Annotated in this window: 15 protein-coding genes; 12 read left to right on the top strand and 3 right to left on the bottom strand. The window is 69.2% G+C overall.

The window, feature by feature from the left end; genetic code table 11:
• The first annotated feature begins 170 nt into the window (after nucleotides 1–170).
• A complete protein-coding gene (locus M446_RS05825) occupies nucleotides 171–848 on the top strand; it encodes a recombinase family protein (protein ID WP_012331165.1) in 678 nt (225 codons plus the stop codon).
• A 27-nt stretch (nucleotides 849–875) separates the two neighbouring features.
• Here M446_RS05825 and M446_RS05820 read toward each other — a convergent pair whose 3' ends face one another.
• On the bottom strand, nucleotides 876–1,160 hold the full coding sequence (locus M446_RS05820) for a hypothetical protein (RefSeq protein WP_012331164.1): 285 nt from the start codon (nucleotides 1,158–1,160) through the stop codon (nucleotides 876–878).
• Nucleotides 1,161–1,609: 449 nt separating this feature from the next.
• On the opposite strand from M446_RS05820, the gene M446_RS36485 reads away from it, so the two are divergent.
• The 6 genes from M446_RS36485 (at nucleotide 1,610) to M446_RS05790 (ending at nucleotide 5,328) form a co-directional block, all read left to right on the top strand.
• Complete coding sequence (locus M446_RS36485; protein ID WP_012331163.1) at nucleotides 1,610–1,831, top strand: hypothetical protein; 222 nt, start codon at nucleotides 1,610–1,612, stop codon at nucleotides 1,829–1,831.
• A 181-nt stretch (nucleotides 1,832–2,012) separates the two neighbouring features.
• Complete coding sequence (locus M446_RS05810) at nucleotides 2,013–2,390, top strand: hypothetical protein (protein WP_012331162.1); 378 nt, start codon at nucleotides 2,013–2,015, stop codon at nucleotides 2,388–2,390.
• A gap of 14 nt (nucleotides 2,391–2,404) precedes the next feature.
• Entirely contained in the window at nucleotides 2,405–3,862 is a 1,458-nt protein-coding gene (locus tag M446_RS05805) for a hypothetical protein (RefSeq protein WP_210161175.1), read from the top strand.
• The gene (locus M446_RS05800) at nucleotides 3,859–4,191 is read left to right on the top strand and encodes a hypothetical protein (protein WP_012331160.1); all 333 of its coding nucleotides are present in this window, start codon (nucleotides 3,859–3,861) and stop codon (nucleotides 4,189–4,191) included. The genes M446_RS05805 and M446_RS05800 overlap by 4 nt, the downstream gene beginning before the upstream one ends.
• 52 nt (nucleotides 4,192–4,243) lie before the next feature.
• Nucleotides 4,244–4,717, top strand: coding sequence for a hypothetical protein (locus tag M446_RS05795; protein ID WP_012331159.1), 474 nt, complete (start codon nucleotides 4,244–4,246; stop codon nucleotides 4,715–4,717).
• The gene (locus M446_RS05790; RefSeq protein ID WP_012331158.1) at nucleotides 4,714–5,328 is read left to right on the top strand and encodes a hypothetical protein; all 615 of its coding nucleotides are present in this window, start codon (nucleotides 4,714–4,716) and stop codon (nucleotides 5,326–5,328) included. Before M446_RS05795 ends, M446_RS05790 begins: the two co-directional genes overlap by 4 nt.
• Before the next feature lie 332 nt (nucleotides 5,329–5,660).
• Here the strand turns inward: M446_RS05790 and M446_RS05785 are convergent, their stop codons facing one another.
• Together M446_RS05785 and M446_RS05780 are read right to left on the bottom strand one after the other, a co-directional pair.
• The gene (locus tag M446_RS05785) at nucleotides 5,661–6,770 is read right to left on the bottom strand and encodes an IS110-like element ISMtsp6 family transposase (protein WP_012331157.1); all 1,110 of its coding nucleotides are present in this window, start codon (nucleotides 6,768–6,770) and stop codon (nucleotides 5,661–5,663) included.
• 452 nt (nucleotides 6,771–7,222) lie between these two features.
• A complete protein-coding gene (locus tag M446_RS05780) occupies nucleotides 7,223–7,696 on the bottom strand; it encodes a YidB family protein (RefSeq protein WP_012331156.1) in 474 nt (157 codons plus the stop codon).
• A 512-nt stretch (nucleotides 7,697–8,208) separates the two neighbouring features.
• Here M446_RS05780 and M446_RS05775 point away from each other — a divergent pair.
• The 5 genes from M446_RS05775 to M446_RS05755 all read left to right on the top strand — a co-directional run bounded on the left by M446_RS05775 (nucleotide 8,209) and on the right by M446_RS05755 (nucleotide 12,030).
• Entirely contained in the window at nucleotides 8,209–8,454 is a 246-nt protein-coding gene (locus M446_RS05775) for a hypothetical protein (protein ID WP_012331155.1), read from the top strand.
• Nucleotides 8,455–8,556: 102 nt separating this feature from the next.
• Nucleotides 8,557–9,381 carry a hypothetical protein gene (locus M446_RS05770; protein WP_012331154.1) on the top strand — a complete coding sequence of 275 codons (825 nt, stop codon included), beginning with the start codon at nucleotides 8,557–8,559 and terminating at the stop codon, nucleotides 9,379–9,381.
• 127 nt (nucleotides 9,382–9,508) lie between these two features.
• Entirely contained in the window at nucleotides 9,509–9,748 is a 240-nt protein-coding gene (locus M446_RS05765; protein ID WP_043702094.1) for a DUF3302 domain-containing protein, read from the top strand.
• On the top strand, nucleotides 9,745–10,680 hold the full coding sequence (locus tag M446_RS05760; protein ID WP_012331152.1) for an HlyD family secretion protein: 936 nt from the start codon (nucleotides 9,745–9,747) through the stop codon (nucleotides 10,678–10,680). The genes M446_RS05765 and M446_RS05760 overlap by 4 nt, the downstream gene beginning before the upstream one ends.
• 12 nt (nucleotides 10,681–10,692) lie before the next feature.
• On the top strand, nucleotides 10,693–12,030 hold the full coding sequence (locus M446_RS05755; RefSeq protein WP_012331151.1) for a DUF1214 domain-containing protein: 1,338 nt from the start codon (nucleotides 10,693–10,695) through the stop codon (nucleotides 12,028–12,030).
• Nucleotide 12,031 lies beyond the last annotated feature (1 nt).

The raw sequence follows: 12,031 nt of genomic DNA, 5'->3' as shown, positions 1-12,031 counted from the left end.
CGTTCACAGACTTCGCCCAGGCAGATAAATCCACCCCGATCACACCACATCGACTGCGGCACGGCGCACATGATAGCTTCAGGACTTGCCAACCGCCGAATTAGAACTTGCGAGGAAGCGCTCGGTCCCGTACAAACAAACAAGACGTTCGTTATGCGAGTTTATATGCCATGGCCTCGGGCAAGCACGTCTCGTATCTCAGGGTCTCGACGGCGAAGCAGGGTGCGTCCGGTCTCGGCTTGGAGGCGCAGCGCGAAGCCGTGCTCGGCTACCTGAACGGCGGACACTGGACCCTCGTGGCCGAGTACGTGGAAATCGAGAGCGGAAAGCGGAACGACCGCCCGCAGCTCGCCGCCGCCTTGGCGCACGCGAGGGCCATCGGCGCCCGTCTGGTGATCGCGAAGCTTGATCGCCTCAGCCGTGACGCCCACTTCCTCCTCGGCCTCGACAAGGCCGGCGTCGACTTCGTGGCTGCAGACCTGCCGACTGCCAACCGGCTCACCGTCGGCATCATGGCGATGGTGGCGGAGGAGGAGCGCCGCGCGATCTCCGCCCGCACCAAGGCCGCTCTGGCCGCCGCCAAGGCCCGGGGCGTGCGGCTCGGCAGTCGGACGGGCGGTGCCCACCTCCGCGGCCTGGGGAACGCCGCTGCGGTCGCGGCCGGGCGGGAGAATGCCGAAAGGCGCGCCGCTGACCTGGGCCCGATCATCGCCGCGATCCGCGAGGCTGGCCACGACAGCCTGGGGGCTATCGCCCGCGAGCTGAACGCCCGCGGCATCCTCACCGCCCGCGGCGGTACGTGGCACGCCTCGACGGTGCGCAACCTCCTCGCCCGGCTCGATGCCTGACCCTTGATGCCGGAAACGCCCAGCATCCTACCGGTGGCCCTGCCGCTGGCGGGGCGGATTGCTGGTGTACCGGGTGTTGGACGGCGCTGCCGGCGAGGGGAGCGCGGAGCCCGTCGCGGCCAGGCCGGCATTGTAGGCGCGCGTTCGCTCGGCATCCTCGTTCATGAAGCGGTACATCTCCCACTTCGTGGTGCCCTCGCTGAACATGCCCGACGGCGCCTTGTAGCTGTAGCGCTCCTTGGCCGATTGAGCTGAGGCAGCGGAGGCCGCGAGCGTCATCACGCCCGCCAAGAGCAGGATCGACTTCGTCATAGCTCCACTCGTCTTATCGTGCGGCCGGTTGCGCATTGAGCGCCTGCCACGACGGTCCAGATAGACTCGCAACCTAATTGGTAATGTGCGCCAACGCACATTTTGAGGTCCATATTGCGAAATCTGCCCTCTTTGCCGCTCATCTATATTTGCAGATCATAGCTGATCCGCGCCGAGAGCATGGTGACACTGTGGTGACAGCAGGATTTTCTACTGCGAAAGCTATGTGTAGAAGCTTTTCGCGCGCGCTAGCCGGCACGGGTTGCAACCGCGCCGCTTCTCAGCGATTGTCTACCAGTCGGACCCAGTCCGTCACGCCTATGGGCCGCCACCGCGGCAGCAGGCACCTCCTCTCCGGACGTGCAGCAAGGCGTGACTGGTGTGCCCCGCTCCATCCCCCTCACCCCCGCCCCCGCATCCTGGCGCCGCGCGACCGGTTCGGCCCGTGGATGCACAACCTGCACCCGGCCGAGCAGCGTGCCCGCCTTCGGGTGATGAGGGCGATCGCGCAGCTGCACTGCGGTCTGCGCGCCGCCGACCTCTGCAGCCTCCTCGCCCAGGCCGAGTTCGACCCGGGCGCGCTGGCGCCGGCCCTCGAGGCCCTCGACCGCCTCGCCCCGGTCGACCGCCGGCGCGTGCTGGCGAGCTACGCGAGGCTCGACCGGCCCTGAGTGCCGCACCCGATCCCTTTCGCTCCGCCACCGGGGCTCACGACAGCGGCGAGGATCCCTTGAGGGCGCCGCGGCCCGTCCGACAACGGGAACCCGGGCTCCCGCCCTCGCTGCTCCGCGCATTGCGTGGGCGAACGGGTCAAGCCCGGGAAGGCCGCACCCCTTTCACGAGACCACGGCCATGATGCCCACCAATCGCCCCGCCGCGACCCGCAACGCGCTCTCGAACGGCTCGCGGGTTCACATCCGCCACATCGACGGCCGCACCGAGGAGGGCCGCCGCCTCGCGGACCTGATCCACGACCTCACCGAGGAGCGCGGCGGGCCGAAGGCGGTCACCATCGTCCAGCAGCAGGCCATCCGGCGCTACGCGCAGCTCGCGGTGGAGTGCGAGTCGATGGAGGCCGACCGCGCGGCCGGGAAGTCGATCGACGCCGAGGCCTACGGCCAGCTCGCCGACCGCATGGACCGCCAGGCCCGCCGCATGGGCCCGCCCACATCCGAGGCCCGGCCCCTCAGCCCCCGCGAGCGCGCCCTCGCCCGGAGGCACGCGCAGTGAGGCGCCTGCTCAGCATGCGCGAAGCCCTAGAGGACCCCAACGTCTTCGGGGCCATCCTCCCGGGCGAGTCCTGGGCCGCGTGGCGCGTGCTGCTGATCGCGAGCCAAGGCGAGCCCCTGACGGCCGCCGAGCGCGCGATCTACGCCGCCCTCACCGGCCGCGAGAACGAGCCCGGGGCGCCCGTGGAGGAGGTCTGGGCCATCATCGGCCGCCGCGGCGGGAAAACCCGCGCCATGGCCGTCCTGGCGGCCTATTTCGCCGTCCTGTGCGACTGGGACGACGTGTTGGCGCCGGGCGAGCGCGGCTCCCTCCCGCTGATCGCGGCTTCGACCTATCAGGCCGGCAAGGCGCTCTCCTACATCCGGGGCATCTTCGACCACGTCGAGGGCTTCGCGGGGCACGTCACCGGGCAGACGGCCGACACGCTCTCGCTCGACACCGGCGTGGACATCGAGGTCCGCCCGGCGAGCTTCCGCACCTCGCGCGGCGGCACTCTCGTGGCGGCCCTCTGCGACGAGGTCGCGTTCTGGCGCGTCGAGGGCTCGGCCAACCCGGACCGCGAGATCCTGGCGGCGCTCCGGCCCGGCCTCGCCACCACCGGCGGGCCGCTCTGCATCATCTCCTCGCCCTACGCCAAGCGCGGCGAGCTCTACGGCGCCTTCCGGCGCGACTTCGGCCCCGAGGGCGACCCGGCGGTGCTGGTGGCGAAGGCGCCGAGCCGGACGATGAACCCGACGCTCGCCGAGAGCGTGGTAGCCCGCGCCTACGCCCGGGACGCCGCGGCCGCGCGGGCGGAGTACGGCGCCGAGTTCCGCGACGACGTCGAGGACTTCATTTCGATCGAAACAGTCGAGGCCTGCACCGTCCCGGCCAGCGAGAACCTGCCGGTCGAGCGCGTCCGCTATCACGCCTTCGTCGACCCAGCCGGCGGCTCGGGGAAGGACTCGATGACGCTCGCGATCGCCCACCAGGCGGACGGGATCGTCGTGCTCGATCGGGTCATGGAGCGGGTCCCGCCCTTCTCGCCGCAGGCCGTGGTGGCCGAGTTCGCCGCGGTGCTGAAGGCCTACCGCATCACCGCCGTGACGGGCGACCGCTGGGGCGGCGAGTGGCCGCGCGAGGCCTTCCGCGACCACGGCATCGGCTACGAGCTCGCCGACATGCCGAAGTCCGAGATCTACCAGGCCGCGCTGCCGCTTCTCACGAGTCGCACCGCCCAGCTCCTCGACCTGCCGAAGCTGAAGGCGCAGCTCACCGCCCTCGAGCGCCGCACGGCCCGCGGCGGCCGCGACAGGATCGACCATCCGCCCGGCGAGCACGACGACGTGGCGAACGCGGTGGCGGGCGTGCTGATCCGGGCCCAGGTCCGGCGCAGGTACGGCATGATGGACGTCATCGGCGGCGGAGCCGAGGCCGACAGGCCGGCCTTCCGGGTGGGCGCGCTCCTAGACCATCTCAGGAGGCACGGATGAGCGCGCCCCGTATCCTGATCCCCTGGGACCCGGCTGAGGCCATTTCTATCGGCGAAGCGGCCTTCCTAGCGCACTGCTCGGCGAGCACGGTCCGCGGCTGGTGCGCCTGCCACCACGTCGGCCGCTGCATCGCGGGCGGCGCCTGGAAAGTGTCCGCGCCGGCCTTCCTGATGCTCCTCGACGACGACCACGACGCGCTCGCGGCCTACCTCACGGGTGACCGCACCTCGCCCGCAGTCACCGCCTACTTCGTGCGCGCCGGACTGCCGTTATCCCCTGCAGAATCTCCAAAGATCGCAAAGCCGCCAGTTCGGGCCGTAGCCGGATAGACATTGGCCCGCATCCGGTCAGGTTGCGCAAGCCCAGACGGCGGGATGCGCTATGCGAATTCTGACACTCGACGAGCGGCGGGCGCAGCTGCGGGCGCTGCTTCCGAAGCTGGCGGATGCCGAGATCGACGCGCTCATCGGAGCCGGCGCGCTGCAGAACGGCGCGGCGCTCCGCATCCCGCTCATGTTCGCCGACAGCGCCCGCCCGCCCGGCCCGCTCACGAAGGATGGTGCGATGACCCTCACCGACAGCCTCGCCCAGGTGCCCGACGAGTTCAGGCAGAAGTACATGTATGTCAGCGGCATGCTGGCGTCGGACAACGCCGCCGTCATGGAGGACGCGGCCTGGCAGGCCGACGCGCTCGTGGCCCGGATGCGCACGCTGGACCAGATTGGACGTGGGTCCGGCGTCACGACGGACAGTGGCGAGAAGACCGCGCTCGCCCACCTCGCGGAACACCTCAGCGGCGAGGCGGTGGCCGCGCGCCACACCGCGGCGCAGCGCCGTGCGGGGGCGGCCCGATGAGCGGCCTCAACGACCGCATCGCCGCGGCAGTCTCCGGCACCGCCCTGTCCTCCGGCGAGGTCGCGAACCTCATCGTGGAGGCCGGCCGCGCCACCGTGGCGCTGAAGGCGGAGCACGTCCAGGCCGAGAGGCGGGCTCTCGACCCGCGCCTGTCGGGCGATGACGTGGAGCAGGCCCGCGCCGACATGGACCGCCTCGCCTTCGCCGGCCGGTGCCTCGCGACCGGCATCGAGGCGCTGAAGCCCGTCCTGGATCGCGCCCAGCGCCGCAAGGACGAGGAGCGCCGCCGGGAGGACTACGCCGCGGCGAGGGAGAAGCGGGACGCCGCCGCGACGCTCCTGCGCGAGCGCTACCCGGCGCTGGCAGGCGACATCGCCGGTCTCCTGCGGGAGGTCACCGAGGCCGAGCACGCGGTCGAGGCGGTGAACCGCCGGTTGCCGCAGGGCGCGGTGGCGCTGGTGCTGCCCGAGTTCGAAGTCCGCGGCGTCAGCCCGAGCGGCACCCACGCGGCCGGGGTCGTGTGGCTGCTCGCCCAGAGGGTCGTGCTCCCGGCGCTCGAAGGGCGCGACGCGGCGATGGGGCTCAACATCTGGGATCGGAGTCGCGGCTGAAGCTGCGGACCGATCAGCAGGGGGAAATGCTAGTGGTGCTAATCTGACGCTCTGATGTCCGCAGTCAACTACCGGGACGAGCGAGATCGTTCGCTCTGAGGAGCGGCGCAGTGAGGATGTACGCGCATGGGTGGAGACGGGACCGATGGACGTCGGTGATCAAGCTCTGATGCGCGGGTTGGCTACCGCAGTCCCGAGTGTGCGTCCGGAGCTGTCCCGATCTTACAGCGGGCGTCGGCCTCACGGCCGGCCACAAAGCGTCTGACGGGCGTTCTCCTGCCGTGGTCCCGCCCCCGCCGATGCGCGAGGAAGCGTCCCGCTTGGTGGCCGCCTCAGGCGACCCGCGCCTCCCGGGCGACCGACCACATGAAGCCGACGAGTTCGCGGGCGATCGCCGTGCAGACCACCGTCGCCTTCTTGCCGCGCCCGATCAGCGCCCGGTAACGAGCCGTGAGGCGGGTCTGGGCCTTCCAGGCGATCTCGCGCACCCGTGGCGTCGCGGCTTCCATCCGGTAGAGCTTCTTTGCTCCGACCTTCGGCGGGTGACGGTAGGTCCAGGCGCTCTCCACCAGCATGTGCCGCACGCGCCCATTGCCGGCCTTGGTGATCCCGCCGCGCCGGACCGTGTCGCCGGTGGACCGCTCGCTCGGTACGAGGCCGAGATATCCCATGAGCTGACGCGGACTCTCGAAGCGGCTGATGTCGCCGACCTCGGTCGCGAAGGTGACAGCGACGATGAGGTCGATGCCGCGCAGGGTCTGCAACGCCCGCACGACCGGACCGAGCGACCAGGTGGGCACGAACTCAGCGATGGCCGCCTCGATACGCGCCACGCGCTCCTTGGCGATCCGCACCGCCTCGACCAGCTCCTGCAGCGCGATCTGGTGGGCGGGATGGTCGAAGCGCTGCTCCTGCAGCCAGCAAAGATAGCGCATCGTCCAGCCCTTCTTGCGGGGATAGACGCGCCCGTGCTTGAGCATGAAGGCACTGACCTGCTGGCGATGCACGCGCAGGCTCTCGACGGCAGCGGCCCGGGCGCGCACGAGATCGCGCATCGCCTCATGGCCTTCGTCGGGCACCCAGACGGCCGTGAGCTCGCCGGCGCGCAGGAGCTTGGCGAGCGCCACCGCATCGCGGCGGTTGGTCTTGACCCGGTCGCCGGGCTTCCTGGGGATCAGAGAGGGCGCCACGACGGAGCAGGAGTGGCCGAGTTCGGTGATGAGGCGGTGGAGACCGTAGCCCGTCGGCCCCGCCTCGTAGCAGAAGTGCAGGCGCTCGTGCTGGCCTGCCAGGCGCCTCACCAGCCGGCGCATGCTCTCGGGCGAGGCGTCGACCTCACCCAGGTAGCGGACCTCGCCTCCACGCTCGCCATCAGCAACGGCGACGGCATTGCGCATCTTGGACACGTCGATCCCGACGAAAACCTCGGTAGCATGGCCCACGGCTCGTCCTCCTGCGATGAGGATCGGCTCGGCCGCGCCGAGCAACCCTCGAAGGCGCAGTGTAGGGCGAGCCACCCCGGCTCGGCGGACATACGGTCTTAGTACCAGCCACGAGGGGCTGCTTCCGACCCCATCCGGACCTTCACACTGCGATAGCCTGACCTGCGCTCCTGACCCATTGCAGACTTTCGACATCACGCTTCCGAAGGTCTGCTTCAAGTTGCGAAGCGGACGTGGCGCCGATTGCGGCAAAACCGGCATGCTCGCACTTGTTGAGCTCGGGCTCAAAGTTCCGCTTTGAGCGCCAAAGTTCCGCAGCCACCGAGCCCGAACTGACGCGATGCCGCTTCCGAAGGGGAGCGGCATCGCGCATTTGGATCGTCGTTCAAGGCCGTTTGGCGCTCAGTGCCGCAGTGCGCAGCGAGCAACCACGGGCCCCGTCGCTGTGCGGCCTACGCCGGGACCCGACCGTCTGGAGTGTAGCGGTCGACCGCCTGTGGGAGCTCCCTGGAAAGCCTGGACAGCAGCTCCTCGCGAGAAAGCCCCGTGCGTTGCGTTAAGGTCGCCAACACGTCCGGGCCGATGGCCTGCTCCAGGTGATGCGGGGCGATCTCCTGGTTCGGGCCCTGGTTGACCCAGGACTGGGCGGCCGCTCCGTGCCCGGCCTGGTGGAAGCGCTCCAGCATCTCGCCCAGACCGCTATTCAGGAACCCGCCGGGCGCTACGCTCCGCTGGTTGCCCAGCAGGCCGCCGAGAAGGCCGCCCAAACCGCCACCGGAGCCGCCGGGCGCGGCCGCGGGGCCCGTGGGCGCGGGAGCGGCCTGACCAGCGCCTCCGAGCAGTTCCGAGAGTTTGTCCCGGTTCTGGTACCCGGCCAAGGCCAGCAGGCCCAGGAGCGCCGTCATCGAGGGGTAGCCATCGCTCATCGTTCATCTCCGGCTTGCGGCGGTGGGGCCGGGCCCGTCCGCCTCGGGTTCGAACTCAGCAAACGCACTTGTGCGCCGAGCCGATGCAGACGGAAAGCCTCGCCGGCTCCCTGTCCTCCGTCCCAGGATCATACGTCCTCGGTTGTCGATCCACGCCCTGATATCAACGGCCCGGTCGGCCGCCTGCGGGAGCTCATGGAAGAGCCTGGACAGCAGCTCCTCGCGGGAGGACGCCGTACGCATTGTCAGGGTGACGAGTAGGAGCCAACGAAGGCGGCGTCGACCTCGTGCAGGCGAACGTGGGAACCGGGCTCGACGAGTAACTTCTTCGTCAGATCCATGCTCCGTCTTCCCAGGAATTGGCCGGCAGGCTATCCCGCCCCTAGGAATCCACGGCGCTCGGTGCAACCATTTTGGCCAAGTAACTGTAACAGGGCCAGCACGCGCCCGCGGGGCGCATTATGGGGGGGTCGGTGGCAAGCGGCCGACGGACTCAATTCCGGGAGGCTTCGATGGAGCGTTCCGAGAGAAGCGGCCTCGCGAGGCTTTTGCTCCGGTATCCCGACCGACGGGAGACGCTTCGCGGCAAGGCCGCCGAAGACGCCAATTTCCGCGACCTGTGCGAAGCCTACGAGGCGGCCTGCGAGGCGACGGACTACTGGGCGAAATCGACCGAGCCGGTCGGGCCCGAGCGGGCGGAGGAGTACCGGCAGCTCGCGGGTGCCATCGAGGAAGACATCCTGCGCAACTTAGGATAGAACGTTAACCTATGCGTAGCCTTCCCGGCTCATCAGGGGTCGCTCGAGCACCGTAATCGGGCAAGATCCACCTAGGTTCTAACGCGGTCTGCGGAGGATCCGATGGATGCTGATTATTCCTCGGCTAACTCGAACGAGCCGTCGCCGGAGCTCGAACGGGTATTTCGCGAACTCCTGGCAGCCGAAGGCTTGCGGTTGTCTGAGCGCAACCGTCGCTTCCTCTCGTTCGTGGTCGCCGAGGCACTGGCCGGGCGCGGCGGGCGCGTCAAAGCCTACACCATCGGGGTGGACGTCTTCGGCCGGGGTCCGGATTTCGACCCCGGCAAGGATCCCATCGTCCGGATCGAGGCGACCCGGATCAGGTCGGCCCTCGCCGCCTATTACGATGGCCCCGGCACCCATGACCCGGTTCGGCTGGTCCTGCGGCCGGGGTCGTACATACCGGTCTGCGAGGCGGCCCGGCTGCCACCGGCACCCTCGGCCGCCACTTCCGCCTGTCACCCACTGCCCCACGCCACAGAAGAAGACCTAGCCACCCATGGTCGAATGGCCCTGGTGGTCACGCACCGGAGCGACCGACGCGACCGGTGTGCGATGGCCAAGGGGGACATCTTCCTCCAGGCCATCGTCAGGGCCCTCGCCGGGAGGAGGTTCCGCGTCTTCGTGAAACCTCCTCCCGAGCACAGGGCCGCCGCTCATGCCATCAGGAAACTGCTCTCGCAGCCCGAGGCGGTCCTCGCGCTCGACGTCTCCGTGCACGGGATCGCGGAAGGGTGCCGATACTCGTGGTCGGTCAGCGACCCGCGGAGCGGCGAGGTGAAGGCGTCCGGTGCCGTCGACGGGATGGAGGACGCCGTCCCTGAGGGAGCACGCATCGATGCGCTCGCGGACGCCGTCGCGCAAAGCGTGACGGACGTGGTCGCCTGAGAGCCGCTCGAACCGTCGCAAGCCTCGCGGTGACGTCTCCCAGCGCAGCCGGCAAGGTGTCCGCGGGCAGTTACAGTTACAGGCTTCAGGGGCATCCGCGCGCGTGCGACCGTCACGCATCATGTCCATGCCGTTCATCGACATCTTCGCCTGGATCGTCCTGCTGGTCGTGGTGGCGACGCTCATCGCGACGTTCGTCGCGCTCGGCGTCATGCCCGGCCGCATCGCGCGCAGACGCGGGCATCCTTGGGCGCAGGCCGTGACCGTCGGCAGCTGGGCCACCCTCGTCTTCGGCTTCGTATTCTGGCCGCTGATCCTGGTCTGGGCCTACGTCGATGCCCCTGCACGGCGGGACGCGGACCGATGATCGTCTTCCTGCTCAACAGCTACATCGCCCTCCTGGTCCTGTTCGTCTGGCTGCGGTTCATCCCGTTCAACCTGTTCTGGAAGCTCTCACCCGCGCTCGTCCTCATCCTCCTGCTCGTCGGGCTGTTCATCCCGATGGGCTGGGGGGCGCCCTCAGGGCCGGCAGCGGTCATCCGCAACTCGGTCCAGATCGTCCCCTCTGTCGCCGGCGAGGTCATTGACGTCCCGGTCAAGGCGAATACCCCGCTCAAGGAAGGCGACGTCCTCTTCCGGATCGATCCGACGCCCTATCAGACGCAGGTCGAAGCCATCGGGGCGCAGCTGAAGCTCGCTGAGACCCGACTGGCCGAGATGTCCCAGCTCCAGAGCCGCGGGACCGGGCGCGCCTTCGACGTCGAGCAGAGACAGGCCGAGGCTGACCAGTTGCGCGCCCAGCTTGAGGGCGCCAAGTGGAACCTCGACAAGACCACCGTGCGGGCCCCGGCCGCCGGCTACGTGACCAACCTGACTCTACGAAAGGGGGCGCGTGTCACCGCGCAGTCGCCGGTGATGGCCTTCATCGATACCGGCGACACCCTCCTCGGCGCGGAGATCCCCCAGATCTACGCGCGCTACATCGAGCCCGGTCAGCCCGTCGAGATCACCTTCAAGACGCTCCCGGGTACCGTCCACTCCGGGCGGGTCGAGGCCGTCCTGCAGGCCATAGCGACGGGGCAGGCGCAGTTTGGGGGTTCCGCGGTGGCGCCGACCGACATCCAGTCCGCGCCGTTCGTGGTTCGCTTCACGCTCGACGACGCTGAGGTGGCCCGCCGCCTGCCGGCCGGCAGCACCGGGACCGCGGCGATCTACACGGACCACGTGCAGCAGGCGCACGTCATCCGGAAGGTCCTGCTCCGGCAGAGCGCGATCCTGAACTACGCCAACCCGTTCTGAGCGAGGCGGCGAATGGGAACCACCCTCACGAGGAAATTGGGCCTGGCGGTGCTGGCGCTGATCACGGCTACCGGCCTGGCCGCGGCCCAGACGGCACCCGTCACCGACAAGGACATCGACGACGCCTACGTCTACCTGCTCGGCCGTGCCCTGGTCATCCGCCAGGAGATGATCGACAGGAGCGGGCCCGACTTCTCCTACAACAGGATTAATTACAATCCCGTGGGATCGGCCGACTTCGTCAACCCGAATTTCGACGTTTCCTATCTCGAAGCTTGGTTCGCGACCGACGACAAGGCGGCGGCGCTGCTGGAGATCCCCGAGGTGAAGGGACGGTACTACACGGCGCAGATCCTCGACGAATGGGGCGAGGTCATCGCCAACATCAACGATCGCACCTTCCCGACGAAGCCCTACGGCACCTTCGCGCTCGTGAAGCCCGGCTCGAACGTGGCCGTCCCGCCCGGCGCTGGGCGGATCGAGCTTCACTCCGGCAAGGCGAAGATGCTCGCCCGCATCGAGATCAAGGGCGACACCGATGGCGCGCTGGCGCTGCAGCGCGCCTTCAAGGTGACGACCCTGGGCACGCCGGAGGCCGCTCCACCACCTCGGCTGCCGATGTTCGGCAACCAGGACCTCGTCGGGGTCGAGATCTTCGACGACGCGGACGCGAAGCTCGCGAGCGCGCTCGACGTGGCTCCCAACTCCGCCGAGATGCAGCAGAAGGTCCGCGCCGTGTCGGCCTACGCGGCGTCGAGCGCGGGAGCCCGCGCCGAGGTCGACGCGAAGCTGCGCGACGTGATCCGCCGTTTCCGGGAAGATGCCCTGACCAAGTCGGCCCCGTACCGCAACCACTGGCTCTGTGGGACGGGCAGCGGCAATTACGGGGGTGACTTCCGGCGGCGCACCGCGGCCAATTACGCCGGGATCTGGGCGAACACCTCGAATGAGGTCGTCTACTTCGTTGCCACCCGGGACGCCGAGGAGAAGCCCCTCGACGGGAGCGGGGGCTACGTCATGCACTTCGCAGCCGACCGATTGCCCGAGGCCGTGGTCGACGCCTACTGGTCCGTGATCCTGGTCGGGGTGCCCGACTACCGGGTCGTGCCCAACCCCCTCAACCGCTTCAACTTCAACAACCTCTCGACGCTGACGAAGGAAGTCGACGGCTCCCTGAAGATCGCGGTCGGGCCGAAGCCGGTCGCCGGCGTTCCGAAGACGAATTGGCTTCCCTCGGCCGAGGGCCGGCCGTTCTCCCTGACGTTCCGTGCCTACGTGCCCAGGGAGGTCGTGAAGCGATGCGAGTGGACGCCGCCGTCTGTCGCGAGGATCGAGGGAGCCCGCCCATGAC

The organism is Methylobacterium sp. 4-46, assembly GCF_000019365.1.
Taxonomy (GTDB): domain Bacteria; phylum Pseudomonadota; class Alphaproteobacteria; order Rhizobiales; family Beijerinckiaceae; genus Methylobacterium.
Note: the sequence above shows the minus strand (reverse complement) of the source record. Positions and strands in the feature narration are given on the sequence as shown.

What these genes read in the sequence shown, in the direction of transcription:
- M446_RS05825 (WP_012331165.1), top strand. Translation starts at nt 171, where the DNA reads ATGGCCTCGGGCAAGCACGTCTCGTATCTCAGGGTCTCGACGGCGAAG.
- M446_RS05820 (WP_012331164.1), bottom strand. Translation starts at nt 1,160, where the DNA reads ATGACGAAGTCGATCCTGCTCTTGGCGGGCGTGATGACGCTCGCGGCC.
- M446_RS36485 (WP_012331163.1), top strand. Translation starts at nt 1,610, where the DNA reads ATGCACAACCTGCACCCGGCCGAGCAGCGTGCCCGCCTTCGGGTGATG.
- M446_RS05810 (WP_012331162.1), top strand. Translation starts at nt 2,013, where the DNA reads ATGATGCCCACCAATCGCCCCGCCGCGACCCGCAACGCGCTCTCGAAC.
- M446_RS05805 (WP_210161175.1), top strand. Translation starts at nt 2,405, where the DNA reads ATGCGCGAAGCCCTAGAGGACCCCAACGTCTTCGGGGCCATCCTCCCG.
- M446_RS05800 (WP_012331160.1), top strand. Translation starts at nt 3,859, where the DNA reads ATGAGCGCGCCCCGTATCCTGATCCCCTGGGACCCGGCTGAGGCCATT.
- M446_RS05795 (WP_012331159.1), top strand. Translation starts at nt 4,244, where the DNA reads ATGCGAATTCTGACACTCGACGAGCGGCGGGCGCAGCTGCGGGCGCTG.
- M446_RS05790 (WP_012331158.1), top strand. Translation starts at nt 4,714, where the DNA reads ATGAGCGGCCTCAACGACCGCATCGCCGCGGCAGTCTCCGGCACCGCC.
- M446_RS05780 (WP_012331156.1), bottom strand. Translation starts at nt 7,696, where the DNA reads ATGAGCGATGGCTACCCCTCGATGACGGCGCTCCTGGGCCTGCTGGCC.
- M446_RS05775 (WP_012331155.1), top strand. Translation starts at nt 8,209, where the DNA reads ATGGAGCGTTCCGAGAGAAGCGGCCTCGCGAGGCTTTTGCTCCGGTAT.
- M446_RS05770 (WP_012331154.1), top strand. Translation starts at nt 8,557, where the DNA reads ATGGATGCTGATTATTCCTCGGCTAACTCGAACGAGCCGTCGCCGGAG.
- M446_RS05765 (WP_043702094.1), top strand. Translation starts at nt 9,509, where the DNA reads ATGCCGTTCATCGACATCTTCGCCTGGATCGTCCTGCTGGTCGTGGTG.
- M446_RS05760 (WP_012331152.1), top strand. Translation starts at nt 9,745, where the DNA reads ATGATCGTCTTCCTGCTCAACAGCTACATCGCCCTCCTGGTCCTGTTC.
- M446_RS05755 (WP_012331151.1), top strand. Translation starts at nt 10,693, where the DNA reads ATGGGAACCACCCTCACGAGGAAATTGGGCCTGGCGGTGCTGGCGCTG.